Annotated in this window: 22 protein-coding genes and 1 riboswitch; of the genes, 14 read left to right on the top strand and 8 right to left on the bottom strand. The window is 70.2% G+C overall.

Annotation, left to right across the window (positions count from 1 at the left end; all coding sequences use genetic code 11):
- Positions 1–11: 11 nt before the first annotated feature.
- The gene (gene metH / locus FKD65_RS33665; RefSeq protein ID WP_141582430.1) at positions 12–3,617 is read right to left on the bottom strand and encodes a methionine synthase; all 3,606 of its coding nucleotides are present in this window, start codon (positions 3,615–3,617) and stop codon (positions 12–14) included.
- A 22-nt stretch (positions 3,618–3,639) separates the two neighbouring features.
- A riboswitch (S-adenosyl-L-homocysteine riboswitch) is annotated at positions 3,640–3,720 on the bottom strand.
- Between the two features lie 67 nt (positions 3,721–3,787).
- On the opposite strand from metH, the gene FKD65_RS33660 reads away from it, so the two are divergent.
- Positions 3,788–4,420 carry a uridine kinase gene (locus FKD65_RS33660; RefSeq protein ID WP_141582428.1) on the top strand — a complete coding sequence of 211 codons (633 nt, stop codon included), beginning with the start codon at positions 3,788–3,790 and terminating at the stop codon, positions 4,418–4,420.
- A gap of 10 nt (positions 4,421–4,430) precedes the next feature.
- Here FKD65_RS33660 and FKD65_RS33655 read toward each other — a convergent pair whose 3' ends face one another.
- From FKD65_RS33655 to FKD65_RS33645, 3 genes are all read right to left on the bottom strand, one after another.
- Entirely contained in the window at positions 4,431–4,820 is a 390-nt protein-coding gene (locus FKD65_RS33655) for a DUF6221 family protein (RefSeq protein ID WP_141582426.1), read from the bottom strand.
- A 72-nt stretch (positions 4,821–4,892) separates the two neighbouring features.
- Positions 4,893–6,146 (bottom strand): lipase family protein, encoded by a 1,254-nt coding sequence (locus tag FKD65_RS33650; protein WP_141582424.1) that lies wholly within the window; start codon positions 6,144–6,146, stop codon positions 4,893–4,895.
- An 83-nt stretch (positions 6,147–6,229) separates the two neighbouring features.
- Positions 6,230–7,444 (bottom strand): glycosyltransferase, encoded by a 1,215-nt coding sequence (locus tag FKD65_RS33645; RefSeq protein ID WP_141587238.1) that lies wholly within the window; start codon positions 7,442–7,444, stop codon positions 6,230–6,232.
- An 87-nt stretch (positions 7,445–7,531) separates the two neighbouring features.
- Between FKD65_RS33645 and FKD65_RS33640 the strand changes: the two genes are divergently transcribed.
- From FKD65_RS33640 to FKD65_RS33615, 7 genes are all read left to right on the top strand, one after another.
- Positions 7,532–8,935, top strand: a complete 1,404-nt coding sequence (locus tag FKD65_RS33640) for a class I SAM-dependent DNA methyltransferase (RefSeq protein WP_141582422.1) — start codon at positions 7,532–7,534, stop codon at positions 8,933–8,935.
- Positions 8,928–9,983 (top strand): restriction endonuclease subunit S, encoded by a 1,056-nt coding sequence (locus FKD65_RS33635; protein WP_141582420.1) that lies wholly within the window; start codon positions 8,928–8,930, stop codon positions 9,981–9,983. Before FKD65_RS33640 ends, FKD65_RS33635 begins: the two co-directional genes overlap by 8 nt.
- 381 nt (positions 9,984–10,364) lie before the next feature.
- Positions 10,365–10,859, top strand: coding sequence for an ATP-binding protein (locus FKD65_RS33630; protein ID WP_168221275.1), 495 nt, complete (start codon positions 10,365–10,367; stop codon positions 10,857–10,859).
- Complete coding sequence (locus FKD65_RS33625) at positions 10,844–11,680, top strand: SAM-dependent methyltransferase (RefSeq protein ID WP_141582415.1); 837 nt, start codon at positions 10,844–10,846, stop codon at positions 11,678–11,680. Before FKD65_RS33630 ends, FKD65_RS33625 begins: the two co-directional genes overlap by 16 nt.
- A gap of 164 nt (positions 11,681–11,844) precedes the next feature.
- The gene (locus FKD65_RS44540; protein ID WP_168221274.1) at positions 11,845–12,894 is read left to right on the top strand and encodes a hypothetical protein; all 1,050 of its coding nucleotides are present in this window, start codon (positions 11,845–11,847) and stop codon (positions 12,892–12,894) included.
- A 26-nt stretch (positions 12,895–12,920) separates the two neighbouring features.
- The gene (locus FKD65_RS44535) at positions 12,921–13,682 is read left to right on the top strand and encodes a class I SAM-dependent methyltransferase (RefSeq protein WP_168221273.1); all 762 of its coding nucleotides are present in this window, start codon (positions 12,921–12,923) and stop codon (positions 13,680–13,682) included.
- Positions 13,683–13,692: 10 nt separating this feature from the next.
- Positions 13,693–14,301 carry a class I SAM-dependent methyltransferase gene (locus tag FKD65_RS33615; RefSeq protein WP_141582413.1) on the top strand — a complete coding sequence of 203 codons (609 nt, stop codon included), beginning with the start codon at positions 13,693–13,695 and terminating at the stop codon, positions 14,299–14,301.
- Here the strand turns inward: FKD65_RS33615 and FKD65_RS33610 are convergent.
- Positions 14,271–14,456, bottom strand: coding sequence for a hypothetical protein (locus FKD65_RS33610; protein WP_205718331.1), 186 nt, complete (start codon positions 14,454–14,456; stop codon positions 14,271–14,273). The two genes, FKD65_RS33615 and FKD65_RS33610, sit on opposite strands and share 31 nt — an antisense overlap.
- Positions 14,457–14,478: 22 nt before the next feature.
- On the opposite strand from FKD65_RS33610, the gene FKD65_RS33605 reads away from it, so the two are divergent.
- The 3 genes from FKD65_RS33605 (at position 14,479) to FKD65_RS33600 (ending at position 18,152) form a co-directional block, all read left to right on the top strand.
- Complete coding sequence (locus FKD65_RS33605) at positions 14,479–15,981, top strand: recombinase family protein (RefSeq protein WP_240810386.1); 1,503 nt, start codon at positions 14,479–14,481, stop codon at positions 15,979–15,981.
- 561 nt (positions 15,982–16,542) lie between these two features.
- Positions 16,543–16,719, top strand: a complete 177-nt coding sequence (locus FKD65_RS44530) for a hypothetical protein (RefSeq protein ID WP_168221272.1) — start codon at positions 16,543–16,545, stop codon at positions 16,717–16,719.
- On the top strand, positions 16,716–18,152 hold the full coding sequence (locus tag FKD65_RS33600) for a replication initiator (protein ID WP_205718330.1): 1,437 nt from the start codon (positions 16,716–16,718) through the stop codon (positions 18,150–18,152). The genes FKD65_RS44530 and FKD65_RS33600 overlap by 4 nt, the downstream gene beginning before the upstream one ends.
- Positions 18,153–18,276: 124 nt before the next feature.
- Here FKD65_RS33600 and FKD65_RS33595 read toward each other — a convergent pair whose 3' ends face one another.
- Positions 18,277–19,152 (bottom strand): hypothetical protein, encoded by an 876-nt coding sequence (locus tag FKD65_RS33595; protein WP_141582409.1) that lies wholly within the window; start codon positions 19,150–19,152, stop codon positions 18,277–18,279.
- Between the two features lie 1,048 nt (positions 19,153–20,200).
- Entirely contained in the window at positions 20,201–20,497 is a 297-nt protein-coding gene (locus FKD65_RS33590) for a hypothetical protein (RefSeq protein WP_141582407.1), read from the bottom strand.
- Between the two features lie 184 nt (positions 20,498–20,681).
- Between FKD65_RS33590 and FKD65_RS33585 the strand changes: the two genes are divergently transcribed.
- Positions 20,682–21,917 carry a helix-turn-helix transcriptional regulator gene (locus FKD65_RS33585; RefSeq protein WP_141582405.1) on the top strand — a complete coding sequence of 412 codons (1,236 nt, stop codon included), beginning with the start codon at positions 20,682–20,684 and terminating at the stop codon, positions 21,915–21,917.
- A 69-nt stretch (positions 21,918–21,986) separates the two neighbouring features.
- Here FKD65_RS33585 and FKD65_RS33580 read toward each other — a convergent pair whose 3' ends face one another.
- Positions 21,987–22,667 carry an exodeoxyribonuclease III gene (locus FKD65_RS33580; RefSeq protein ID WP_141582403.1) on the bottom strand — a complete coding sequence of 227 codons (681 nt, stop codon included), beginning with the start codon at positions 22,665–22,667 and terminating at the stop codon, positions 21,987–21,989.
- A 223-nt stretch (positions 22,668–22,890) separates the two neighbouring features.
- Between FKD65_RS33580 and FKD65_RS33575 the strand changes: the two genes are divergently transcribed.
- Positions 22,891–24,039, top strand: a complete 1,149-nt coding sequence (locus tag FKD65_RS33575) for an FKBP-type peptidyl-prolyl cis-trans isomerase (RefSeq protein ID WP_141582401.1) — start codon at positions 22,891–22,893, stop codon at positions 24,037–24,039.
- Positions 24,040–24,257: 218 nt separating this feature from the next.
- Positions 24,258–26,936: a transglycosylase domain-containing protein gene (locus FKD65_RS33565; protein WP_205718329.1), complete on the top strand. Its 2,679-nt coding sequence runs from the start codon at positions 24,258–24,260 to the stop codon at positions 26,934–26,936.
- Positions 26,937–26,960 lie beyond the last annotated feature (24 nt).

The following is a 26,960-nucleotide window of genomic DNA, read 5'->3' as shown; positions in this document are numbered from 1 at the left end:
GGTGAAAACCATCAGGAGGGGTCGTAGGCCAGGTTGGGGGCCAGCCACCGCTCGACCTCCGCGACCGGCAGCTCGCAGCGGCGGGCGTAGTCCTCGATCTGGTCCTTGCCGACGCGCCCGACCGTGAAGTAGCGCGAGGCCGGGTGAGCGAAGATCAGCCCGCTGACGCTGGCGGCCGGGGCCATCGCGTAGGACTCGGTGAGCTTCATGCCGAGCCGGCCCGCGTCCAGCAGGTCGAACAGGGCCTGCTTGAGGCTGTGGTCGGGGCTCGCCGGGTAGCCGAGGGCGGGGCGGATGCCGCGGAACCGCTCGGCGTGCAGGTCCTCCAGGGCGGGGTCGGCGTCCGGCTCGAACCAGGCGCGGCGGGCCTCGAGGTGGACGTACTCGGCGAACGCCTCGGCGAGCCGGTCCGCGAGCGCCTTCACCATGATCGACTTGTAGTCGTCGTTCTCCTGCTCGTACTTCGCGGCGAGGTCCTCGGCGCCGAGGATCGTCACGGCGAAGCCGCCGAGGTGGTCGCCGGACGGGGCGATGTAGTCCGCCAGGCACCGGTTGGGGCGGCCCTCCGGCTTGGACGTCTGCTGGCGCAGCATCGGGAACCGCGCGGCGCCCGGCAGGATGATGTCGTCGCCCTCGGAGTGCGCGGGCCAGAAGCCGTAGGCGCCGTGCGCCTCGAACGCGCCGTCGGCGATGATCTGGTCGAGCAGCTCGTTGCCCTCGTCGAACAGCTCGCGCGCGACGGGCTGGTCGAGGATCGCCGGGTACTTGCCCTTCAGCTCCCAGGCCAGGAAGAAGAACTGCCAGTCGATCATCTCGCGGATCGCGGCGATCTCGGGCCGGACGATCCGCACCCCGGTGAAGTCGGGCGTCGGCAGGTCGCCGAAGTCGACCCGCTCGCGGTTCTCGCGGGCCCGCTCGATGGTGAGCAGCGGGCGGCGCTGCTTGTTCTCGTGCTGCTCGCGGAGCCGGGCCTGCTCCTCGCGGTTGGCGGCGTCCAGCGTCGCGGCGCGCCCGTCGTCGAGCAGGTCGGAGACGACGCCGACGACGCGGGAGGCGTCCAGGACGTGGACGGTCGTCGCGTCGTAGGCGGGGGCGATCTTCACGGCGGTGTGCTGCCGGGACGTGGTGGCGCCGCCGATCAGCAGCGGCAGCCGCATGCCGCGGCGCTCCATCTCCGCGGCGACGGAGACCATCTCGTCCAGGGACGGGGTGATGAGCCCGGAAAGTCCGATGGCGTCGGCGTTCTCCCGCACGGCGATCTCGAGGATCTTGGCCGCGGGGACCATGACGCCGAGGTCGACGACGTCGTAGTTGTTGCAGCCGAGGACGACGCCGACGATGTTCTTGCCGATGTCGTGCACGTCCCCCTTGACCGTCGCGAGGACGATCTTGCCCTGGCCGCGGTCGCTCGTGACGCGCCCGGCGGCCAGCGCCTCCTGCTTCTCCTTCTCCATGAAGGGCTCCAGGTAGGCGACCGACCGCTTCATCACGCGGGCGCTCTTGACGACCTGGGGCAGGAACATCTTGCCGGACCCGAACAGGTCGCCGACGACCTTCATGCCGTCCATCAGCGGGCCCTCGATGACGTCGAGGGGACGGGCGGCCTGCCGCCGGGCCTCCTCGGTGTCGTCCTCGATGTAGTCGATGATGCCGTGCACGAGGGCGTGGGAGAGGCGGTCGGCGACCGGCGCGTTCCGCCAGGACAGGTCGACCTCGCGCCTGGTGCGCTCGCCCTTGACGTTCTCGGCGAACGACACGAGCCGGTCGGTGGCGTCGGGACGGCGGTCGAACAGCACGTCCTCGACCATCTCGAGCAGGTCGGCGGGGATGTCCTCGTAGACGGCGAGCTGCCCGGCGTTGACGATGCCCATGTCGAGGCCGGCCCGGACGGCGTGGAACAGGAACGCCGAGTGCATCGCCTCGCGGACGACGTCGTTGCCCCGGAACGAGAACGACAGGTTGGAGATGCCGCCGCTGGTGCGGGCGCCCGGGCAGCGCTCCTTGATGAGGGGCAGCGCGTCGATGAACGCCTTGGCGTAGCCGTTGTGCTCCTCGATGCCGGTGGCGACGGCGAGGACGTTCGGGTCGAAGATGATGTCCTCGGCCGGGAACCCGACCTCCCGCGTGAGCAGGTCGTAGGCGCGGGCGCAGATCTCCACCTTGCGCTCGGTGGTGTCGGCCTGGCCCTGCTCGTCGAAGGCCATGACGACGACGCCGGCGCCGAAGTCGCGGATGCGGCGGGCCTGCTCCAGGAACGGGCCCTCGCCCTCCTTGAGGCTGATGGAGTTGACGACGCCCTTGCCCTGGACGGTCTTCAGCCCCGCCTCCAGCACGCTCCACCGCGAGCTGTCGACCATGATCGGGATGCGGGCGACCTCGGGCTCGGTGGCGATGAGGTTGAGGAACGTCGTCATCTCCCGCTCGCTGTCGAGCAGGTCGGCGTCCATGTTGACGTCGAGCAGGTTCGCGCCGCCGCGCACCTGGTCGAGCGCCACGTCCACGGCGGCCTGGTGGTCGCCCGCCTCGATGAGGTTGCGGAACTTCTTGGAGCCGGTGACGTTGGTGCGCTCACCGATCATGACGAAGCCGGTGTCGGCGCCGATCTCGAACGGCTCCAGGCCGCTGAACCGGCTCGCCGCGCCGCCCCGGGGGACCTCGCGGGGAGCCACGCCCCGGACCGCCTCGGCGATCTTGGCGATGTGGCCCGGGCCCGTCCCGCAGCAGCCGCCGACGACGTTGACCATGCCGGACGCGGCGAACTCGCCGACCTTTCCGGCCGTCTCCTCCGGGGTCTCGTCGTAGCCGCCGAAGGCGTTCGGCAGGCCCGCGTTCGGGTGGCTGGCGGTGTAGGTGCCGGCGAGGCGGGCGAGCTCCTCCACGTGCGGGCGCATCTCGTCGGCGCCGAGGGAGCAGTTCACGCCCACGACCAGCGGCTCGGCGTGCTCGATCGACCGCCAGAACGCCTCCACCGTCTGCCCGGACAGCGTCCGGCCGGACAGGTCGACGATGGTCACCGAGATCCACAGCGGCAGGTGCGGGGCGACCTCGCGGGCGGCGGCGATCGCGGCCTTCGCGTTCAGCGTGTCGAAGATCGTCTCGATCAGCAGCAGGTCGACGCCGCCCTCGGCGAGCGCGCCGATCTGCTCGGCGTAGGCGTCCTTGACCTGGTCGAACGTGACGGCGCGGTAGGCCGGGTCGTCGACCCGCGGGGACAGCGAGAGCGTGACGTTCAGCGGGCCGATGGAGCCGGCGACGTAGCGCCCGCCGAACTCGTCGGCGGCCTGCCGTGCCAGCCGCGCGCCCTGCACGTTCATCTCCCGGACCAGGCCTTCGAGGCCGTAGTCGGCCTGCCCGACGCTGGTCGCGGTGAACGTGTTGGTGGTCGTGATGTCGGCGCCCGCCCGCAGGTACTGGCGGTGGACGTCGAGGATCACGTCGGGCCGGGTCAGGTTCAGCAGGTCGGGGTCGCCGGTGACGTCCTTGGAGTGGTCGTCGCCGATGAGGTCGCCGCGGTAGTCGGCGGGGGTCAGGCCCGCGCCCTGGAGCATCGTGCCCCACGCGCCGTCCAGCACCGCGATCCGCTGCTCAAGAAGTTCGCGCAATGGAGTCTGAGTCATGTTTTCGAGCACCTCCCATGGGATCTGGGAGGCGCCCTTGCGGAATCAGGTGTCTCGGGTCGAGCGTGGCGGGCTCTCGCCCGTTGCAGCGCCTCTCGGCCCGGTACCGAGGTTACATTCCGAGGGGCCGATGTGTCAGGCGCGCCCGGGGTTGCGGGCAGGATGAGGTGATGCGCGCACGACCGATCTCGCCGTCCCTGGCGGTCGAGGAGCTGGCCGACCGGATCGCCGCTTCGGGGTCCGGTTCCTGGTCGCGGGTGGTGGTCGACGGAGCGCCGCCCGCGGCGCCTTCGGACCTGGCCGACGCGCTCGTCTCCCCGCTGCGCGCCCTGGGGCGGGACGTCGTCCGGGTGTCGGCGCGCGACTTCCTCCGCCCGGCGTCGCTGCGCTACGAGCACGGGCGCGACGACCCGGACGTCTTCTACGACGAGTGGCTCGACGTGGGCGGGCTCGTCCGGGAGGTGCTGGGGCCGCTGGAGCCGTCCGGCACGGGGCGGGTCCTGCCGAGCCTGTGGGACGCGGCGCTCGACCGGGCGACGAGGGCCGGCTACGTGTCCCTCCAGCCCGGCGGGGTCCTGCTGCTGGACGGTTCGCTGCTGCTCGGCCGGGGGCTGCCGTTCGAGCTGACCGTCCACCTGACGCTGTCGCGCGGTGCGCTGGCCCGCCGCACGGCCGCGGACGAGGCGTGGACGCTCCCCGCCTACGCGCGCTACGACGCCGAGGTCGAGCCGGTGCGGACCGCCGACGTCGTCCTGAAGATGGACGACCCCGCCCGCCCGGCGCTGATCACGGACGCAGGCTGACCGGAACCGCCTAGGGCCGCCATTCCTCCTGGTAGGCGGGGTGGTGGGCATAGGTCAGCACCAGGAGGCGCAGGACGGTCTCGCGGACGGACTGGGCCGCGTCGAGCTCGGGGGTGCGGTGGCCCTGGCCGAGGATCCAGGCCTGCTTCTCGTAGTCGTCGACGATCCGGCGCTTGGCGGCCACCTCGGCGAGCGCGCGGGGCGGGTCGTGGCGGGCGATGTGCTCGGCGTACGCGTCGTTCTCCGCCGTCGCGACGTAGGCGGGACCGTCCGTACCCGTACCGACCGTGTCGGTGCTGACCGTCCCGGAGGGGGACGCCTTCCAGGGGGACTCGGAGCAGGCGCGGGCGATCTGCTCGTCCCTGTCCAGCCGGGCGCGGAGGAACTCCACCAAATCCATAGGGCCATCCTGCCCCCTGCGGAGCGGATGGCCCTATGGGACGGCCCTTACAGGACGGCTACGGATGCGGGATCAGGCGGCGCAGTTGCCGGTGACCGGCTTGCCGGCGAAGCGGTCGGACAGGAACGCCATCGCGTCCGGCTCGCTCCAGAGCATGCCGGTGGCGTGCTCGGCGTAGGTGTAGGTCTTCCAGGTGACGTTGGCGCCCTTGGCGCACCACGCCTTGTGGAGGGTGTCGGCCTGCCCGGCCGGGATGATCTCGTCGTAGACGGCCTGCGTCTGGAGCACCGGCGCGCTCGGGGCGGTGGAGCCGAGCCTGTTGGCGTCCAGGCGCCGCTGCCACTCGGGGGTGGCCAGCGGGTCGCTGGTCGTGAAGTCGCTGATGTGCTTGAACGCCGTCTGGACGACCGTGAGGGGCCCGTCGAAGCTGACCAGGCACATGTCCTTGGCCTTGGCGAACAGCGCGCGGCCCTCGTCGTTGAGGTACTTCTCCAGGTCGAGCTCGGGGTAGGCGGCGTCGTAGCCGACGGCGGCCATGAACATCAGCGCGATGAACGGGGAGCCGTCCAGGCCCTTGGCGACGGCCTGGAGGTCCGCGGGGACGCCGCCCGCGAACACGCCCTTGACCGCCAGCTCGGGGGCGTAGGTCTTCGCCAGCTCCGCCGCCCAGCCCGCTGTGGTGCCGCCCTGCGAGTAGCCCCAGAGGCCGACCGGCGAGCCGCCGAGGCCCGCGTCCGGGAGGCGCTGCGCGGCGCGGGTGACGTCCAGCAGGGCCCGGCCCTGGGAGTTCCCCACCTCGTAGGTGTGCTGGCCGGGCGTGCCGAGGCCCTCCATGTCGGTGACGGCGACGGCCCAGCCGCGGCTGAGCGCGTCGGCGATGAACAGCTCCTCGTAGTCCAGGCCCTGGGTGAGGGTGTAGGACGGGGCGCAGGCGTCGCCTAGCCCTCGCGTCCCGACTCCGTAGGAGACGAGCGGCCGCTTGCCCTCGCCCGTCCACTCCTTGGTGGGAACGAGGACCATGCCCGACACGGCGTTCGGCTGCCCGTCCGCGGTCTGCGACCGGTAGAGCACCTGCCAGGACTTGACGCCCCCGTACGGCGAGCGGCTGACCGGGTCCACGGTGAACACCGCGGACCGCGACCGGATGACGTCGCCGGGCGCGCCCGCCGGGAGCGGGGAGGGCGGCTGGTAGAAGGGGTCCTCGGCCGGGGACATGGGAGCCTGCGGCGCCGCGGCGGCGGTGCCCTGCAGGGCGGCCGCCGTCATGGCGAGGCCGACGCACGACGCCACGGCGGCGCGCACGACCCGGCGAGCGGTGATGGACATGGCGGGTAACCCTCCAACGTGGCGGCGGAGCTTCGCCCCTGCCGTCGGCGCGACGGCTACCTGACAGTAACGTAATTAGACACTTACTCCAATGTCGCCGGCGGAGCATCCGCGGCGCCGGATTTGTTCGGGGCTGACAAAGTCTCGTCCGGGGCTGACAAAGTGCGGCCCTTCCACGCGCCGCCCCGTCCGGCGCGGTGCCGGCGCGCGGAGTCGAGCGTCATCGCCGCGTACAGCAGGGCCACGAGCGGCAGCGCCGGGGCGCGCGCGGGCGACAGGCCGTAGAAGCGCAGCATCGGCACGTAGGTGGCAGCCATGACCGCCCAGGCGAGGGCACCCGCCCCGAGGGCGGGCGCGCCCGGGCCCGACGGTCCGGCGGCCAGGCCCGCGACCGTCGCGGCGGGCGGCACCGCGTACAGGAGCAGCAGGCCGGCGACGGTCCCGGCGAGCAGGACGGGCGAGTAGCGCAGCTGGTGGTAGGCGCTGCGGGCGATCATCGTCCAGAGGTCGGCGAGCCGGGGGTAGGGGCGGCGGCTGGCGACGTCGCGGCCGAGGTCGAGGCGGCAGCGCCCGCCCGCGCGCTTGAGGAGCCGTCCGAGCGCCACGTCGTCGATCAGCGCTCCGCGGATCCGGGCGAGGCCGCCCGCCCGCTCCAGGACGGCGCGGCGGACGAGCATGCAGCCGCCCGCGGCGGCGGCCGTGCGCGCCCCGTCGCGGCCGACGCGGCGGAACGGGTAGAGCTGGGCGAAGAAGTACACGAAGGCGGGGACGATCACCCGTTCCCAGCCCGTCCGGGTGCTGAGCGTCGCCATCTGCGACAGCAGGTCGCGGCGGCCGGCCACGGCGGCCCGGACGAGCCGCTCCACGGTGCCGGGGGCGTAGGCGATGTCGGCGTCGGTGAACAGGATGAAGTCGGGATGGCCCGCCGCCCGGACGCCCTCGGACATCGCCCAGACCTTGCCCGCCCAGCCCGGCGGCCGCTCCGTCGCGGGCACGATCGCCAGGGCGGGATCGCCGCCCGCCAAGGACGCGGCGGTCTCCGCGGTGCCGTCGGTGCTCCCGTCGTCGACCAGCACCACGCGGAACGCGCCCGGATACCGCTGGCCGAGCAGCGTCGGCAGGGTCTCCGGAAGGACGGCGGCCTCGTCGCGCGCCGGCACCACGGCCACGACCTCGGGCCACTCGTCCGGCTCGCGCGCGTCGGGCAGGCCCGGGCCCGTCCGCCAGAAGCCGCCGTGCGCGAGCGCCAGGTACAGCCATCCGCCCAGCGCCGCCAACGCCAGGGCGTCCACGACCATCACGTTCCGCAGCCTCGCACCGCGCCGCCCGGCCGTCCACCAGCCGCGTCCCGGCGGCGTGCCGGACCGGGCGCTAGAGTCACGCGGATGGACGACGTCCTGTGGAAGGCCGCCGGCAAGCTGCGCGGATCCGTCGACGCGGCGCAGTACAAGGACTTCGTCCTCGGGCTCGTCTTCCTCAAGTACGTGTCCGACTCGTCCGGCGACGGGGCCTTCCGGGTACCGGCCGGGGCGGGCTGGGCGGACCTCTCCCCCGCCTCCGGGCGGATCGGCGAGCGGATCGACGCCGCGATGAGCGCCCTCATGCGGGCCAACCCGTCATTGGACGGCGTGCTCCCGCAGATCTTCGCGCGGGTCGACCAGCGGCGCCTCGGCGAACTGGTCGGCCTGATCGGCCAGGTGCGGTTCGAGGGGCGGCCCGCGCGGGACGTGCTCGGCGAGGTCTACGAGTACTTCCTGGAGAGGTTCGCGCGGGCCGAGGGCAAGCGCGGCGGCGAGTTCTACACCCCGGCCGGCGTGGTCAGGCTGCTGGTGGAGGTCCTGGAACCGTTCCGGGGACGGGTCTACGACCCGTGCTGCGGCTCCGGCGGCATGTTCGTCCAGGCGGAGAGGTTCGTCCTGAGCCACCGGGGACGGCTGGACGACATCGCCGTCCACGGGCAGGAGGCGAACGAGCGGACGTGGCGGCTGGCCCGGATGAACCTGGCGATCCACGAGATCTCGGGCGACGTCCGGTGCGCCGACACGTTCTACGAGGACGCCCATCCCGGGCTGGCCGCCGACCACGTGCTCGCCAATCCGCCGTTCAACATGTCGGACTGGTACCGCGACACCGGCGACGCGCGCTGGCGCTACGGCGTCCCCCCGGCCGGCAACGCCAACTTCGCGTGGATCCAGCACATCGTGGCCAAGCTCGGGCCCGCCGGCCGCGCGGGCGTCGTGATGGCGAACGGGTCGATGTCGTCCCGGCAGTCGGGCGAGGGCGAGATCCGCGCGGCGCTGGTGGAGGCCGACCTGGTCTCGTGCGTCGTCGCGCTGCCGGACCGGCTCTTCCGCAGCACCCAGATCCCGGCCTGCCTCTGGTTCCTCGACAGGCGCAAGAGCACGCCCGGCGAGGTGCTGTTCGTCGACGCCCGGGACATGGGGACGCTCGTCGACCGCACCGAGCGGGTCCTCACCGCCGCCGACATCACCCGGATCGCGGGCGCGTACCGGGCATGGCGCGGCCACGACCACGCGGACGTCCCCGGCTTCTGCCACGCGGCGGGGCTGGACGAGATCAGGGCCCACGGCCACGTCCTCACGCCGGGACGCTACGTCGGGGCCGCCGAGGCGGACCGCGGCGACGAGCCCGCGGCCGACCGCGTCGAGCGGCTCACCAAGGAGCTCCTCACGCACCTCGAGGAGTCGGCGCGCCTCGACCGCGCCGTCCGGGACGAGCTGCGCCGCCTCGACGACCGCCGCCTCGACGACCGCCGCGCCGATGGCTGACGTGGCACCGGGGGAAGAGGTGGCACTGGGGGAACTCGTCTCGTTCGCCAACGGCCGGTCGCGCCCCGCCCCGGGCACCCGGTACCGGACGTTCGGCGCCAACGGGGTCATCGGGACCTCCGGGCAGTTCAACGCCGGGCCGGGCTCCGCCGTCGTCGGGCGCGTGGGCACCTACTGCGGGGCCGTCCATTACAGCCCCGACCGGTGCTGGGTCACCGACAACGCGATCATCGCCACGGCGAGGGACGGGGTGAACCCCCGCTACGTCTACTACCTGCTCCGGCGGCTCGGCCTGAACCGGTACCGGATCGGCTCGGGGCAGCCGCTGCTCACCCACGCGATCCTGAACGGCCTCACCGTCCGGCGGCCGAGCCGGGCGGAGCAGGACGCGGCGGCGTCCGTCCTCGGCGCCCTCGACGACAAGATCGAGGTGAACGGGCGCATCGCGGCCTGCGGGGACGCGCTGGTCCGCGCCCGATACGACGAGTCGGCGGCCGCGGCCCCGTCCGTCCTGCCGATCGGCGAGCTCGGGGAGCTGGTGCGCCGCCACGCGCCGCCGCACCGGATCGGGCGGGACGAGAACTACATCGCGCTGGAGCACATGCCGAAACGGCACATGTGGCTCTCGACCTGGTCCGACGCTTCCGGCGTGACCAGCGCGAAACGGCGCTTCGAGGCCGGGGACGTCCTGTTCGGCAAGCTCCGCCCCGTCTTCCACAAGGTGGGGCTCGCCTTCGTGGACGGCGTCGCCTCGACCGACATCCTCGTGGTCCGCCCCAAGGACGACGCCTGCCGGGGCTGGCTCCTCGCCGCCCTGGCCAGCGACGAGGTCGTGGCACACGCCTGCGCCGTCGGCGACGGCACGAGGATGCCGCGCGCCCGGTGGCAGGACATCGCCGCCTTCACGGTCCCCTGGCCCGGCGACGGCCCCGCCCGCGCGTTCGGCCGCCTCACCGGCGCGCTGGCCGCACGGGCGGAGGCCGCCGCGTCGGAGAGCGCGGCCCTCGCGAGCCTCCGCGACACCCTCCTGCCGGAACTGATCACCTGAGGACGGGGAGTCCCCGAAAGTGCGCGACGACCCGCCCGAGGGGCCGTTCGACCTCACCACGGGTCCGCTGATCTCCGCCTGGGGGCGCAGGCCGGGCGGTTGATCCGGGTTTTCCGGGCGCCGCCGCCTCCCTGACACGGCCCGTAAGGCGCCGCCATGTGGCGGATCATGGACGGCGCGTGACACGTCCCAGGGTGCGGCAGGGCCCTTGCACGCGCGCAAGCGTTGGTGACCGGCCCCCGGGGGCTGCGTAAGAGTGTGTGTTGTCTCACTTCCACGTCCGCGACTGACTTGGCCGAGAAGCACATGTTCGCTTACAGCCCGACACGGAGACGTGAAGCCACCGCCGCCATGAACGCATCAGACACATGGTCAGGGCCCGTGCTCGTGCCCGCTCCCGCTCCATCGCTGGAAGTCGGGATCCCGACCGCCTGGAACAGCAACGGCAAGTCCTCCGGGCGCCTGATCGGCGAGATCGACCTCGCCGCCACGCCGCCCGCCGTGCGACTCGGCCGCTCCTACGTCCGCGAGCTGGTCGGCCAGCACTTCGGCGCCGACCGGTCCGAGCTCGGCGACCTGGAACTGCTGACCAGCGAGGCCATGACCAACTCGGTGCTGCACGCGCGGCCGCGCCGGGACGGGACGATCACGCTGACGGTGCTGCACGTCGACCGGTACGTCCGGGTCGAGGTCACCGACGGCGGTGCCGCCTCCCCGGCGCAGCCCCGGCAGCCGGACGACGCGCTGCCCACGAGCGGCCGCGGGATGTCCCTGATCAAGGCGCTCGCGACCGACTACGGCACCTCCCGGGGCAGGAACGGGGCCTCCACCTTCTGGTTCGGGATCGGCATCCGGGACGGATGGCGGCTGCCGTGACCCCCGGGGCGGCGCTGCGACCGACCCTCTGGGCCGAGCCGTCCCCTCCGGGGGGCGGGCTCCCGCTCAGCACGTCGTCCGCCAGCGTCGCCCGCATGTGCAACTACCTCCTCGGCGGCAAGGACAACTACGCCGCTGACCGCGAGTCCGCCGAGCGTGCGCTGCGCAGCTGCCCGGTGGTGCTGCGGCTCGTCCAGGCGAACAGGGGCTTCCTGGACCAGGCCGCGGCACTGCTCGCCAGGGAGGCCGGGCTCCGGCAGTTCATCGACATCGGCTGCGGGCTGCCCGCCGCCGAGAACCTCGGCGACCTCGTCCGCAGGACCGACCCCGCCTGCCGGGTCGCCTACGTCGACAACGACGCGATGGTGCTCACGCACGCGCGGGCCCTGCTCGCCGTGGACGACGGCACCGGCGCCTTCGCCGGGGACGTCCGCGCCCCGCGCGCGCTGCTCGCCGACCCCGCGCTGGGCCGCCTGATCGACTTCTCCGAGCCCGTCGGGGTGTTCCTGCTCGGCGTCCTGGACTTCGTCGCCGACGAGGACGACCCGGCGGGCATCGTCGCCGCGCTGGTCTCCGGCCTCGCCCCCGGCAGCCACGTGGTGATCAGCCATGCCGAGCGCTCGCCGGAGCTGGACGCCGTCTCCGGCCCGTGCGAGGGGGTCGACGCGGCGTTCCGGCCGCGGAGCATGGACGAGATCGCCCGCATCGGCGCGAGCCTGCGGATGCTCGACCCCTACCCGGCCCGGCTTCCGGCGCCGGCCCCCCGGCGCGACCCGCGCCCCCTGCCGCTCATCGGCTGCGTCGGGCGCGTCCCGGGGTGACCTGCCGAATGCGCTCCGCGGTCCGCACGAGAAAAGCGGTGCCCACCAGAGGTGGGGCACCCGCCGGCACCTGCGGCAGGACGGACATATCTGTCGATCACCCGTCCCGGCCGCGCGGCGCTTCGCTACGATCGAAGCGCCAGCAACTGCCACATCTAAGGCGAATGATGACAGCGGGCGGCGAGCCGAAGTCCCTCTCCGACATCACCAAGGACATGGGCCTCAACATGTCCGACGTGGCGGCCTTCTCCGGGCTCGACGAGAGCACGATCTTCCGGTTGTGGGACAACGTCGAATGGCTCGACCGGATCAGCGGGCGGTCGCTGCAGAGCCTCATGTCGTCCGTGCCGGGAATCGCCGAGTACTCCATGGCGCACGCCCTCCGCAAAAGGCGCGACGAACTCGTGGCCGACCTGCACGGCGAAGGCCTCACCGTGAACCTGCGGGCCCTGGAGAAGTCGTCCGTCGCGCAGCCGCACCTGCTGAACGCGCTGGAGGCCGGCCTGCACATCATGCGCGGCCAGGCGACGCAGAAGACGTCCTCGTTCATCGCCCGCTTCTGGGGGCGCGAGCAGGACACCGCGCTGGAGGCGCTCTACTCCACCACGCCCGACGAGGGCCTTCTGGACGACCCCCAGAAGCTCTACGACTCGTCCGTCGACCTGGCGCCCAGACTGAACCGCAAGACCTACTCGTTCCACTCGATCCTCGCGCTCAACATCCTCACGCACCAGGTCAGCAAGGTGACAGGGGAACTGGAGGCCGACCTCGGCTTCGAGGTGCCCGGCCGCCAGGCCGCCTTCATGATGCGCGGCGTGGTGATGGGCTCCCTGATCAGCTCCAACGACTTCGACCTCGCCGAGCGCTACCGCAAGGAACTCGACGCGACGCCCGTCTACGCGGCCCTCGAGGAATGGTCGTTCCCCACCTACACCAGGGACGGCCGGATCAGCAGCGATTTCGCCCTCCCGAGCTCCCTGTCGCTGCGGAACACGGCCGTCGAGGTGCTCCGCGAGATCGCGGTCTACAACGACGCCTACCTCTACTACCTGGTGTCGACGTACATTCCGCTGGCGCTGCGGCGCGACCCTGCGTTCGGCGGCAAGATCCCCGAGTTGGTCCAGGCGCTGGAACTGCGCGTGGTCGACTGCGCGGACAGAAGGATCAGACAGACCTGCAACATGCTGGTACGGCGGCTCAAGGGCCTCGCCTGAACCAGGCCTTGAAGAATGGGGAGCCGGTGGAGGACACGGCGCAAGCCATCGCGAAACTGACGCGTGCGCGCTGGGAGGCGAACGCGGACTACTGGGTCAGGATCATCAGGGAGCGCCGCGACCGCTACCGGACCGAGCTGACCGACGCCGCCGTCCTGGAGGCCGTCGGCGACTGCGCGGGCCGCCGCGTCCTGGACGCGGGCTGCGGCGAGGGCTACCTGTCCCGCAAGCTCGCCTCCATGGGGGCCGAGGTCACGGGGGTCGACGCGGCGCAGGGCCTGATCGACGCGGCCTCCTCGCACCCGGCGTCCGACGGGGGCACCACGTTCACCCGCGCCAGCGTCGAGGACCTGCCGCTGGAGGACGACCTCTTCGACCTCGTCCTGTGCAACCACCTGTTCAGCCACCTCCAGGACCCGACCCGCGCCATCGGCGAGTTCTCGCGCGTCCTGAAGAGCGGCGGGCGGCTGGTCCTGCTGACCCTGCACCCCTGCTTCTACGTGGAGAACGCCGAGCAGGGCGCGGCGAACAGCGTCCCGGCGTCGCGGTACTTCGCCGCGCGCGGGATCGACCAGCGGTTCATGGTGGACGGCCTGGAATCCCCTTCGATGATCACAAGCTGGCTCCGGCCGCTGGAGTACTACGCTGGAACGCTCCGAGACGCCGGTTTCGTCATCGCCGACCTGCGCGAGCCGCATCCGACGGAGGAGCAGCTCCGCGACGACCCCTGGTGGCGCAAGGGCTTCCCGACCGCCATGTTCATGCTCTTGATCGCGGAGCGCCGTTAGAGTCGTCCCCATGGAGGACGTGCCTGCGGGGTTAGCGGAGCATCCGGACAGGATCCGGTGGAACGAGAAGTACGCGGACGCGTCCGGGCCCTCGCGGGCCCACCCGCTGGCGGAGCGCGCGCTGTCGCTCGGGATGCCCGACGGCGGGGTGCTCGACCTCGCGTCCGGGCCGTCCGGCAGCGCCCTGCTGGCCGCCTGGACGGGCCGCGCCGTCACGGCCGTGGACATCTCCGAGATCGCCCTCGGCCGGCTCGGCGCGGAGGCGCGGCGCCGCGGGCTCGGACCGCTGGTCACGCTCGTCCAGGCCGACCTCGGCGCATGGCGGCCCGGAGCGGCCCGCTACGCGCTCGTCCTGTGCACCGGCTTCTGGGACCGCACCGTCTTCGAGCGCGCGGCCGGGGCCGTCCTGCCCGGCGGCCTGCTGGCCTGGGAGGCGTTCACCGAGGCCGCCCGGCGCGACCGCCCGCGCCTGCCCTCCGAATGGTGCCTGCGGCCCGGTGAGCCCGCCTCCCTGCTGCCGGACGGCTTCACCGTCCTCGACCAGTCCGACGACGCCGGCAAGCGCCGCTTCCTCGCCCGCCGCGACGATCAGTCGATGTCGACGACGACCGGCGCGTGATCGGACGGGCCCTTGCCCTTGCGGGCCTCGCGGTCGACGTAGGCGGAGCCGACCCGCCCGGCGACGTCCTGGCTCGCGTAGAACAGGTCGATGCGCATGCCCATGTCCTTGTGGAACGCCCCCGCCCGGTAATCCCAGTAGGTATCCTCATGCACCTTTAGAGAGGCTCCTGTGGCGATGACCGAGAGTGACCTGATTCCCGTAGTGGACTACGCCCGTGCCAGCGCCGACAAGACGAAGGACGAGCACACCGTCAACGACCAGAAGAAGGCCAACGAGCAGACGGCCGCCCGGCTCGGCTGCAAGATCGTTGGCAGGTTCTCGGACAACGACAAGTCCGCGATGAAGGACGGGGTCGTGCGCGAGGAGTTCGAGGCCATGCTTCGCGTCATCCGCGAGGGCAGGCTCCCGGACGGGACGCCGGTCATGGGCTGCATCGTCACCGCCGACGACCGTCTCATCCGCAGGCCCGGAGACTACGAGCGCTTCGTTGACGCCCTCACCTACGAGGAGGGCAGGGTCTACGCCGACAAGCGAGGCTTCAAGGACCTCTACAGCGAAGACGTCGAGAGCATGGGACTCATGGGCGCGGTGATCTCCCGGATGGAGGTCAAGAAGACCCGCCGCCGAGTACGCGACTGGCATCGGGCCCGCGCCAACGAGGGAGCTCTCACGTCGGGAGGCCGCCCGTTCGGTTGGCAGGACGACCGGAAGACCCTCCACCCGATCGAAGCGCCCCTGATGCGTCAGGCCGTCGAGCGAGTCTTGGCAGGAGGATCGGTCAGCGGGATCTGCACCGAGTGGAACCGCAAGGGCATCAAGACCCCGCGCGGGAACGTCTGGGTTCATCGATCGCTGTCTCGCGCACTGGTCAACCCGCGCCTATGCGGCTTCCGCATGATCAGGGGCGAGTTGATCACCGACGAGCGCGGCGAACCGGTAGCGGGTCAGTGGGAGCCGATCATCACGCCCGACCAGTGGCGAGCGATTCACGCCCTCTTCGCCAACAGGCGGGGCAAGGAGGTGCGCCAGGACGGCACGGTCCTAGGCGCCCTCCCCCAGGACCACCGCGAACACTCGTATCTCCTCAGCGGCATCCTGCGATGCGGGGTGATCTTGGCGGACGGCACGATGTGCGGCAAGGGCCTCCGCGCAGGCTTCGTCAAGTCAGCAGGTTGGCACAGGTACGCCTGCATCTCGCCATCCCTTGGGGGATGCGGACGCCTCACGCGGCGAGGCGACCTCGCTGACGAGTTCATCTCGGAGGCCGTTCTCGCCAAGTTGGAGGAGCGGAACGTCCGTTCGCCGGGCATGGGCCCGTGGCTAGGAGAACACGAGTTGGAGCAGAAGCTTGAGCAGATGAAGGAGCTTCGCCAGCGGTTCGCCGCGCACAAGATCTCCAACAGCCTCTTCTTCGGCGAGGTCGAACGGCTTGAGCCCGAGATCCACCGGCTACGGGCCGAACGCGAACAGCACTCCCTTGCCGCCCAACGCGCCGTCCAGGACGTGACCGACATCCGCCGCCGCTGGTACTCCGACACGGACGACGACCGGTTGGACGTGTCCCAGAAGCGGACCTACATCCGCGAGGCCCTTCATGCCGTGATCGTCCACCCAGCAGGAAAGGGGCGACGCCCGTTCAACCCCGACTTGCTTGAGCCGGTATGGCGCGAGGACTGACCGTCCCCAGCACAAGGCCCCGGAGGCGAAGACCAGCCGGGGCCTCTGCTATGTGATCTGCGCCACTTACTGGCACGTGCGACCAGACGCCAACGGACGCCAGCGGACGCCAACGGTCACCAGCGAACGACCACACACACCCGAAACCCCTACGGGCAGGAGGGTTTCGCAGGTTTGATCTTCGGTTGCGCGTGGCACAGTTGAGACCGGAGCCGCATCCAGCGACTCCGAGACGGGCGAGTGGCGGACGGGGTCGGCTCCCGTCGCGGGGGTCCCGTGAGGTGACCTCGAACAACGCAGAAAGCCGCAAAACACACTAAATACACAGATCGCCAAGGTGGGCTCTTGGCACGCAAGACCGGGTGCGCGCCCGGGCGGGACTCGTCCCGCGAATAGCTACCTAAAACGAACAGCCCTGGCTAACACGGCACATGAAGAAGGCCACTCGCGCGAAGCACGGACCGGAACGAGCAGGCGTCAGCCTGCCCGCAGGTCGTTGTGTCTTCAGTCCCGGAGATCGTCGCGTGCTCCCTAGCCGTAGCCAGGGAGAGGAGTCACGGGTTGAAGCCCAGCCCGGAAGCTGTCGCATGGGGAAAGCGCCAGGCCAGCAAATCGCCGCACTGGTCAGACGCCAAGTGGAGCAAGATCGAAACCATCTTCGGCGTGAAGCTGCTCGCCCACGACGAGACCGAGCAGAAGCCCCGAGAGGACGCCGAGCCGTTGCGGGACGCGGCATGAGCGGCCCGCAGATGCCCGACCTACCGCCCGAGCTGGCGGCCGCCGTCCAGCGCGCGGCGATGCCTGACTTCGACCGCTGGCACCAGATGATCCGGTCCGCCGGCGGATGCGAACAGCCCGTACGCCTACGCGGCGAGCGGATCACCCTGGACGGCGAGACCGGCGAGTTGATCGAGTCCTACTCGACCGCCGACGAGCCGACCGGGTTCCTGATCACCGCGTGCGGGAACCGGCGCGCGTCCCGCTGCGCCGCGTGCGCCGAGGTGTACCGGGACGACACCTACCACCTGATCATCTCCGGACTGACCGGAGGCAAGGGCGTCCCCGAGGAGGTCAGCGACCACCCGCGCGTGTTCCTCACCCTCACCGCCCCCTCGTTCGGCGCCGTCCACGCCCACCGGGAGAGGGCCGGGAAGTCCCAGCTGTGCCGACCCCGCCGAGACGACCCCGTGTGTTCGCACGGCCGCCCCGAAGGGTGCCGTGCGCGGCACCAGGCCGACGATCCGCAGGTAGGGCAACCGATCTGCGTCGACTGCTACGACTACCCCGCCGCCGTGCTGTGGAACGCCCACGCCCCCGAGCTGTGGCGACGCCTCACCCTCACCGTCCCCCGGCTCATCACGGCCGAGCTGGGCATCACCCACAAGGCCCTCCGCGAACAGGCCCGCCTTTCCTACGCCCGCGTCATCGAGTACCAGCGGCGCGGCCTGATCCACTTCCACGCCGTCGTCCGATTGGACGGACCCGACGGCCCCGACCAGCCCCCGCCCCCATGGGCCACCACCGAACTCCTTGAGCGCACGCTCCGCGCCGCAGCCGCACAGGTCGAGGTACCGGCCCCGCACCGGGAGGGGACAAGCCCGCCGCTCGTCCTGCGGTGGGGCCGCCAACTCGACACCCAGGCCATCCAGGTAGCCGCCGCACTGGACGGCATCGCCGACAAGCACGTAGCCCGCTACATCGCCAAGTACGCCACCAAAGGCGCCGAGGACTCCGGCACCGTAGACCGCCCCATCCGCTACGCCACCCAGATCAGTTCGTTGCAGGTGTCCGAGCACGCGCGCCGCATGATCTGGACGTGCTTCGCCCTGGCTGACCTGCCCGAGCACCAGAAACTACGGCTACGCAACTGGGCTCACATGCTGGGGTACGGCGGGCACTTCTCCTCCAAGTCCCGCCGCTACTCGGTCACCCTCACCGAGCTACGCCAGGCCCGAGCCGACCACGCCACCCAGACAGCCCGCCAAGCCGAAGGCCGACCCGAACCCGACCCCAACCGCGCCACCGTGACCACTGGGCAATGGAAGTACCTCGGAAGCGGCCTCATGCACGGCGAGCACTTCTGGGCCGAACAAGCCCGCAACCGCATCCAGCAGGCAAGAGCCATCCGCCGTGGGCTAACCGAGCGTGACGGCGAGCCCAAGGCGAGCTAGCTCAGACCGCCCGACGTCGAGGAGTTTCACTACAGGGTCAAGGCGTCCGCTACGCGGACGCTGACGATCCTCCCGGCTATGAGTCACCATGGCGGAGAGGGGCTGCTGTAGTTATTTAAGGCACCTAATCTGCAGGCAAGTTGTTGGCGTTAGGTGGAACGTAGTTGTGGATCCATTTCTTCCTCTGAGGATCCCATCCATATTTGGGAAGTTCTCGCCCTATGCTCGACACCCAGCGAAGAGGACGTGCTTTGTCGCCGACCGACTGCGTTCTCTTCTCACCATTAACGCTTTCTTCGATGGCGAGAGTGCCCGTGTAGGCGTGATCGGAGTCCGATCTGAATTTAAAGGCACCATAACTGAAACCTTTTTCAGACAAACTCAAAGAGCGGTCGGGAATCCATATTGTCTTCTGTTCACCCTCTCCAGCACGGACCTCGGTTCGATTCGTGCGAGTATCTATGTAACCTGTGAATCCATCACCTGCAGGGGCGCCGCCATAGCGACAGGTTATTATCGTGGATCCAGGAGGGATCGATGCTTCGCCGTAGATTGTCGGTAGGATATTTTTAATTGCCACTACATCTTCACTCCCTGCAACCAATTCCACATTGCTATAGGGAGCGAGTGCGAACATCTTTGGATTGGCTCCTAGCCACTGCTCCCATAGGCTGCAACTGTCTCTCGCGTGGGTAGCATCGACTTCTGGCGGGGAGCCGAGGCTCTCTATGGAATCGAGGTAAACGTAGTACGCCAGCGGCCGTGGGCGCGGAAATTCAATCGCCCCGATCTTAGGCGCATAAGATTGAATGTTTAGAGTGTTGTTGTCGCCATTCTGATTATTGTTTCCGTTGTTCTGAATGGTTGGCTTAGGGGTGCGGTTCTCTTTTTGGTCGTCGCAGCTGGCGACGATGATGGTGAGCCCTAAGCCCACTATGGCGAGCAGAGCACTGACTCCTTGCCACCATGGACGCCCTAGAAAGGTGCTTGGAAAGTTCACAGCCCCGCCTTCGATGCTCGATCGCCATCCAATATATCGAGGAATGACCAAAGACGCCACCAAGCTGAAGGCGAATGTCTTGATTCTCGCGATCCCGACTTTGGGTCGCACTAAGTTCGCTCGAAAGGTCATCCGTAATGTTCCCGGAGAGCGATGCAGTGATCTTGAAATTCGGGCGAATAGTTGATTTGAAGTAGCAAACAGACAGTTGAACCGGATGATCTTTTCGAGACGTGCACCTTCCTGTGAAGGCCCGCTGTACTGGCTCCTTGTGGGAACGCTCGACCAATTCTGATCATGGTTAGAGAAGGTCGAATCTGGTGCCGCTGGCCGGTTCCGTACTTGCGCGGGGACCCCGCGCGGGGCCTCGCGACGGGCCATTGCGGGCAGGCAGGTGCTGCCCGTCCGCCGGTCGAGGCTACGAGGCCCCGCCCCCGCGCAAGTCCGGAACCGTCCAGCTTCAACGCGCGGCACAGCCGACGCTCAGGGACTGATCTCGTCAGGGGTGGCGCGGGGCCGGGTGCGGGGTTGGGCCCGTCCACCGCAGGGCGGGACCGTGGACGGCCGCCGCGCCTTGCGCGTGCGGCCTTGGGGGCCGTTCGCGGCGCGGCCCCGACCACCGCCCCGCCCCACCGTGGACGGCCCGCCCGTACCGCACCGCGCAAGCCGAGCCAGGCCCCGCGCGAAGGCTCACCGCACGAGGTGCCGGGCAGCGGCTTCCAGGCCGGACGACCCTTGAGGAGGAATTGCCGCAACGGCGCCGGCTGACTCCCTCCGGTCGCCCCTACGGGGTGGCCTACGGCCATCGACCGGCCCCGACCCTGCCAGCACGCAAGGGAAGCCGCGGCCCTCACGCCGTCACCGGCCGGACGGACGAGCCGAGAACTTGCGTTGGGGCCATGGCCAGGTCGACGGATTCTCGATCGCCTCCCGAAGTTCACGAGGGTTGGCCGCTTCCACCAGCCGTGGACCGTCCGACGAGGGGACCATGGCCCACCATGCCCCCGTGGCCCGCCCGTACCAGGCGACCACTCCGGCCGACGAGCGCCTACCCATCGGCCTGCGCGGCGAGCTTGCCCTTGACCGCCACCACCACATCGGCCAGGTGCGCGTCATCGGCCGGAGCGATCGCACCCCCGCCACCGAAGACGAACCACAACTCACCACCGCATACCGCCCGCTGATCACAGCGCACCGCCACCGGTTCCCCGAAGGCAGCCGGGACCGCCAGCAGAGGGAGAGACTCGGCCACCTCCACCGCGTACCCGTGCGACTTCAGCGCCTGCGCCAGCGCCCAGACACGCAGCCGCCGCGCCTCCGTCACCTCAGTTGCCTCCGTTGCCATGGACCGTCCTTTCAACAAGCGCCGGGGGATGGACCGGAGCGGCGGCAGCGAATGCCGATCTCGGTTGACCGGCGCCGCACGCCGCGTTTCCATGGCTCTGAGCTTGTCTTTCGCGCTGGATCTCCTAGAGGCACCAGACAGGGGGCCAGGGAGGGGCCAGACTTGAGGGAGAGAGGGGGCCAGCGTGGGCGATGCGAAACGCAAGCGGTTCGGGGCGTACCTCGCACGGTTGCGCCGAGACGCGGGCAAGAGCCAGCGGCAGTTAGCGGAGGCGCTTTGCCGTATCTCTGGCACCGCCTCAGTGACGCGCCACGAGATCAGTCGATGGGAGCGAGGCGAGCGCGTCCCCGATGTGTGGCTCCCCGCCCTGGCGACGGCCCTCAGCGTGCCGCACGACACCCTTGGACGAGCAGCAGCCCACGCGCGAGGTGAGGACATCGGCACCGAGATGCGTAGTCCGGCCGAGGCACTCGCTTACTTCCTGCCCGACAGTGTCGACCTTGGGCCCTTGGAGAGCAGCGCAGGCCGCCGGGTCGGTGCCACCACAGCCGCCGCTCTCGCCGACCGTGCGCACGGCCTACGCCTCGCCGACGACGTCATAGCCGGTGGTGACCTACTCGCCCCCGCGCTCAGAGAGTTGGACGGAGCCGTCCGGCTCTACCGCGAGACCACGCATTCCGAGGACACCGGCCGCTCGCTTCTCAGCAGCATCGGAGAGATAGCCCAGATCACGGGATGGATCGCCAGCGACGCAGGCGAGCACGACCAGGCCGCACGCGCCTACAGGCTCGGAGTCTCGGCCGCCCGAGAGGCCGGAGACCTTGCCCTTGTGGGCAACCTCGCCGGGAGTCTGGCCTATCAACTCTCCAACACCGACCACGAAGACGACGGCGTCAGTCTCGCCCATGCCGCGCTGGAGGAGGCAGGGCCGGACGCACCCGCCAAGGCCCGCGCGCTCTACCTTGACCGCGTCGCATGGGCACATGCCAAGGCAGGTGACGCCCAACCAGCGATGCGCGCTCTCGTGGAGGCCCACGAGGCGATGGCTAGCGAGGACTCGCAGGAGTCGCCCGAGTGGGCGTATTGGGTCTCACCCGAGGAACTCGACGTGATGGACGCCCGCGTCTACACGGAGCTTCGCAAGCCGCTGCGCGCCGTGCCCCTCCTGCAAGAGGTGCTCGGCCGGTACGACTCGACGCACACTCGCGAGTTGGCTCTCTACCTCTCATGGCTAGCCGTCGCCCTCGTCGATGCCAACGAGCCGGAGGAGGCCGCCACGGCGGCGCGACGGATGCTTGATCTTTCGTCCGACTTCGCGAGCGACCGGACGGCCCGGCGAGGCCGCATCGTCCTGACGAAGCTAGAGCAGCATCGAGACATCTCCGAGGTACACGAGGTACTCGACACGTACGCGGCTTGAGTCCAGGACGAACAGGACGTCAAAGCCCCTGAGCCATCGGGGGCTTTCGTCTTGTGGCTTAAAGGTGCATCAAGGTACCTTGTGGTCCCAGTACGTGTAGGGGCGGGGGCCCTTCATGGGCTTCGGGACGACGTCGTGGAGGCCGAGGGCCCGCAGGTCGGCGAGCGCCTGCCGCTCGGGAGGCGTGACGTGCGTGGAGCCCGCGAAGACGGCCGGGTCCCAGACGTCGTCGTCGGTGGGGGCGACGTTGTAGTCGCCGCAGGCGACCAGCGAGGCCCCCTCTGCCAGTTCGGCCGCCAGCGCGTCGCGCAGGGCCGCGAACCAAGCCAGTTTGTAGGCGTAGTGAGCCGATTCGGGGGTGCGGCCGTTCGGCGCGTACAGCGACCAGACCCGGACGCCGGCGCACGTGGCGCCGATCGCGCGGGCCTCGGGGGCCAGGAGGACGGGCTCGCCCAACTCCATCTGGCCCTCCTCGTTCCCTTCCTCGCCCCCGTAGGAGGGCTCGTCCGGAAAACCGAGCGAGACGTCCTCGATGCCGCCCCTGGAAAGGACGGCCACGCCGTTCCACCGCCCGTCGCCGTGCGCTGCCGTCGCGTACCCGAGTTCCTTTACCTCCGCTGCCGGGAAGAGATCGGCGCGGCACTTGGTCTCCTGGAGGCAGACCACGTCCGGCTTCGTCTCGTCCAGCCAGGCGAGAAGGCGCGGGAGGCGTGCCTTCACGGAGTTGACATTCCACGTCGCGAGGCGCATCCCCCAAGCCTGCCATCCCCGGACGCGTGATTGCGTGTGTCACGCCGCCGGCGGGGATATCCTGGCCGCTTCCCCTGTCCCCTGCCAGATGACACCGCTCCTTGCGTGCGGCCGGTAGATTGCGGGTCGGCCTCCTTCACCCGGATTTCACACTGTGCTTAGCCCGGCCCTGGAAGGGTGGTCACGTTCGTGGTGTCGTCGAACCCGGAGCAAGTGAGGAAACATGTCCGAGGATGACAAGCCCCGGGGCAAGCCGGCGGTCAAGGCGAAGGCGAAGATCCCGAACGCCCAGAGCATCCGCAGCCCCGAGTTCACCCCGCACGGGATCAGCGCGGGCCGCGGCAGCGGGCTGAACCGGCCGTCCGGGCTGACCGCCAAGGAGGCCAAGAAGCGCCGGCTGATGATGATCGCCGGCATCGTGGTCGCCGCGCTCGCGATCTCCGGCGGGGTGTACTGGTGGGCCAGCCGCCCCGGGCCGAAGGTCGAGGTGACCGGCAAGTTCGCCACCGAGCCCAAGGTCGAGATCCCGAACAAGCTGGAGCCGACCAAGACGCTCAGGGTGAGCACGCCGATCAAGGGCGGCGGCCCCGTCGCCGCCGAGGGCGACACCGTCTTCGTCCAGTTCGCCACCTACAAGTGGTCGAACGCCAAGGACGAGGACAACTCGCGGGTGAAGAGCTCCAGCGAGAAGGTCCGCTCGTCCTACGAGGAGAACCAGCAGCAGGGCGGCGGCGGCCCCATGAAGCTCGTCGTCGGCAAGAGCGGGCTCAAGGACATCGACAAGAGCCTCGTCGGCAAGTCCGCCGGCAGCCGGGTCGTGATGCAGCTCCCGCCGTCCAAGGAGCTCACCCAGCTGAGCCCGCAGCAGATCTCCGCCAAGGACGCGATCCTGTTCGTCATGGACGTCCAGGCGGTCGTCCCGAAGAGCCAGCAGCCGCAGGGCACCGCGCAGAAGCTGGACGACAAGTCGCTGCCCAAGGTCGAGGACAAGGGCGCCGGCAAGGAGCCCAAGGTGACGGTCCCCGACAAGGACGCGCCCAAGAAGCTCGAGGCGAAGACCCTGGTCGCGGGCAACGGCCCCGCGCTGGCCAAGGGCGACGAGGCGGTCGTCAACTACACCGGCAAGATCTGGAAGTCCGGCGACAAGTTCGACTCCAGCTGGGACAACAAGCAGCCCGCGACGTTCCCGATCGGCCTCGGGCAGACCATCCCCGGCTTCGACAAGGGGCTCACCGGCGCGAAGGTCGGCAGCCGCGTGCTGCTCGTCCTGCCGCCGGACGAGGGCTACGGCAAGAAGGGCAGCCCGCCCAAGATCAAGGGTGACGACACCCTGGTGTTCGTGGTGGACGTCCTCGCGAAGGTCTACAAGTGAGCTGACCGAGGCGCGGCCGTGCGCCGGAGCGGCGGGGCACCCCACCCGGGTCCCCGCCGCTCGGCATTTCTCCGAAAGTCCGCCGATTGCGACATCCGCCACGACAACCGGGGAGACGGATTGCCCGTCCTCCTATGGGATGCCGTGGATGCGCATTGGGCGGCTGGCGCACGGATCCCCTCGGGTATCGTCTGTAACGCATTAATCACGGGGGGCTTGTGAGCGACAGCGAGAAGATCTCGGAGGGCGAGGTGCGCTCCGGGACGGGCCAGGCGGACCGGCACGACACCGAGGCCGGGGCGCCGGCCGGCACGGAGGGTCCCGCGACCGCCACGCTGACCGCGGATTCCGAACCCGTCCCCGGAGAATCCGCCCCAGACGCCGAATTCGCCGACGACGGCGACATATCTCGAAACGACGACAAGAGCGACGGAGAGGCCCTGGGCACCGGTGACGACGGCGAATCGCCCGCCGCCGATAACACCGCGACGCCCGAAGATCCGGCCTCCTCCGGACAGGCCACCGCTCCCGAAGGCGCCACGGAGACCTCCGAGGCGGAGGGTGCGGCGGGGTCCGAAGGTGTCGCCGGGGCGGATGGTGTTTACGGGGCGGCGACCGGAGATACCAAGACCATGCCCGCCGCCTCCAAGCCCGCCGCCTCAGGGAGCGACCCGTCCCTGCGCGACCCCGATGCCGGAGGGCCGCCGCCCGGTTCCGGACCAGGGCGCGGCGGCGGGGGCGGGGGCGGCAAGGGGCCCGGCAAGCCGCCGCGCAGCCGCAGGTCGCGGTTCTTCCGCCGGGTGCTGTTCCTGATCCTCGGCTTCATCGGGTTCTGCATCGCCGCGTTCGGCATGGCCTACCTGTTCACGCCGGTGCCGTCGGCGCAGGAGCAGGCGATCGCGCAGGGGCCGACGTTCTACTACTCCGACGGCAAGACCCAGATCGCCAAGACCGGGATGAACCGGGAGGCCGTCAAGCTCGACAAGATCCCCGAGAGCACCCGGGCCGCGGTGATCGCCGCGGAGAACCGCAGCTTCTACAGCGACCCCGGGGTGTCGGTCCAGGGCACCACGCGGGCGCTGTGGTCCACCGCGACCGGCAAGCAGCTCCAGGGCGGCTCGACGATCACGCAGCAGATGGTCCGCAACTACTACGGCGGCATCGGCAAGGACCGCTCGGTCACCCGGAAGCTCAAGGAGATCATGGTCTCCCTGAAGGTGGGCCGGGAGAAGGACAAGGACTGGATCCTCGAGCAGTACCTCAACACCATCTACTTCGGCCGCGACGCCTACGGGGTGCAGGCCGCCGCGCACGCCTACTACGACAAGGACGTCTCGAAGCTGACGCCCGCGGAGGGCGCCTACCTCGCCGCCGCGATCCAGCAGCCGAGCAACTTCGCCGACCCGACCGGCCCCCGCCGCGCCTACGCCGAGCAGCGCTGGCGCGCGATCGTCGGCAACATGGTCCGGGACGGGGCGCTCACCTCGTCCGAGGCGGCCTCGCTGACCTTCCCGGCCCCCGGCAAGGAGAAGATCATCGACGTCCTCAAGGGCCAGCGCGGCTACATGGTGAACGTGGCCAAGAAGGAGCTCACCGAGCGCCGCGGCTACAGCGAGGACGAGATCAACCGCAGCGGACTGAAGATCACCACGACGTTCGACAAGCGGCTGATGGACTCGATGAAGCAGGCCGTCGAGAACAACGCCCCGAACGGGATGAGCAAGAAGATCCGCACCGGCGCGGTGTCGGTCGACCCGTCCACCGGGCAGGTGCTCGCCTTCTACGGCGGGCGCGGCTACCTGGAGGAGGCGCTGAGCAGCGCCTTCGGCGACTGGGCGCAGGCCGGGTCGGGGTTCAAGCCGATCGCGCTGGCGGCCGCGCTGGACGACGGCAAGACGCTGTCCACCAGCTATGACGGCAGCTCCCCGCAGTACTTCCGCGGCGCGTCCATCCGCAACGACAGCAACGAGAGCTTCGGGACGGTCAACCTCGTCACCGCCACCGAGCACTCGATCAACACGGCCTACGTCAACCTCGGCCAGGACGTCGGCAACAAGAAGATCGCCGCGATGGCCGAGAAGATGGGCATCCCCGCGGCGCGGATGAACGCCGAGCAGCGCGACGCCGCCACGTTCCCCCTCGGCATCGTGTCGCTGCACCCGGTCGAGCAGGCCAGCGTGTACTCGACGTTCGCCTCCGAGGGCGTGCACCGGACGCCGTTCGTGGTGAAGTCCGTCACCGACAACGAGAACCACAAGCGCAAGTTCACCGAGAAGGGCGAGCGGGCGTTCAGCCAGCAGGTCGCCCGCGACGCCACCTACGCCATGCAGAAGGTCGTGCAGGGCGGCACCGGCACCGGCGCGCAGCTGCCCGACGGCCGCGACGTCGCCGGCAAGACCGGCACCACCGACAAGGGCCGCGCGATCTGGTTCAACGGGTTCATCCCGCAGATGGCGACGACGGTCGCGATGTTCCGCAGCGACGGCAAGCCGCTGAACATCCCCGGCTACGGCGCGTACGGCGGGCAGCTGCCCGCGCAGATGTGGCGCTCGTACATGTCGGACGCGGTGAACATCAAGGGCTACGAGCCCGAGTCGTTCGGATCGCCCTCGGAGACGCCGGGCAGCGGCTTCGGCGGCCCGACCCAGGACACTCCCCCAGGCGGGACGCAGCCGCCCGACACGGGCGGGCCGGTCGAGCCGCCGCCCCCCACGGACCGGCCCGACGTCCCGTCGCCCCCGACCGACCTGCCGACCATCATCCCGCCGCAGCCGCCCGGTGACGGCGGCGGAGACGGTGGAAACGGTGGAGGAACGGGCGACGGAGGCGGTACGGGCGACGGCGGGGGAACCGGCGGAGGCGGCAACGGCGGAGGCGGCGCAACCGGCGGCGGGTAGTCCGCCCGGGCACGACCCGCCCGG

Origin of the sequence: Actinomadura sp. WMMA1423 (genome assembly GCF_006547145.1) — a bacterium.
In the GTDB taxonomy this organism is placed as follows: domain Bacteria; phylum Actinomycetota; class Actinomycetes; order Streptosporangiales; family Streptosporangiaceae; genus Spirillospora.
Note: the sequence above shows the minus strand (reverse complement) of the source record. Positions and strands in the feature narration are given on the sequence as shown.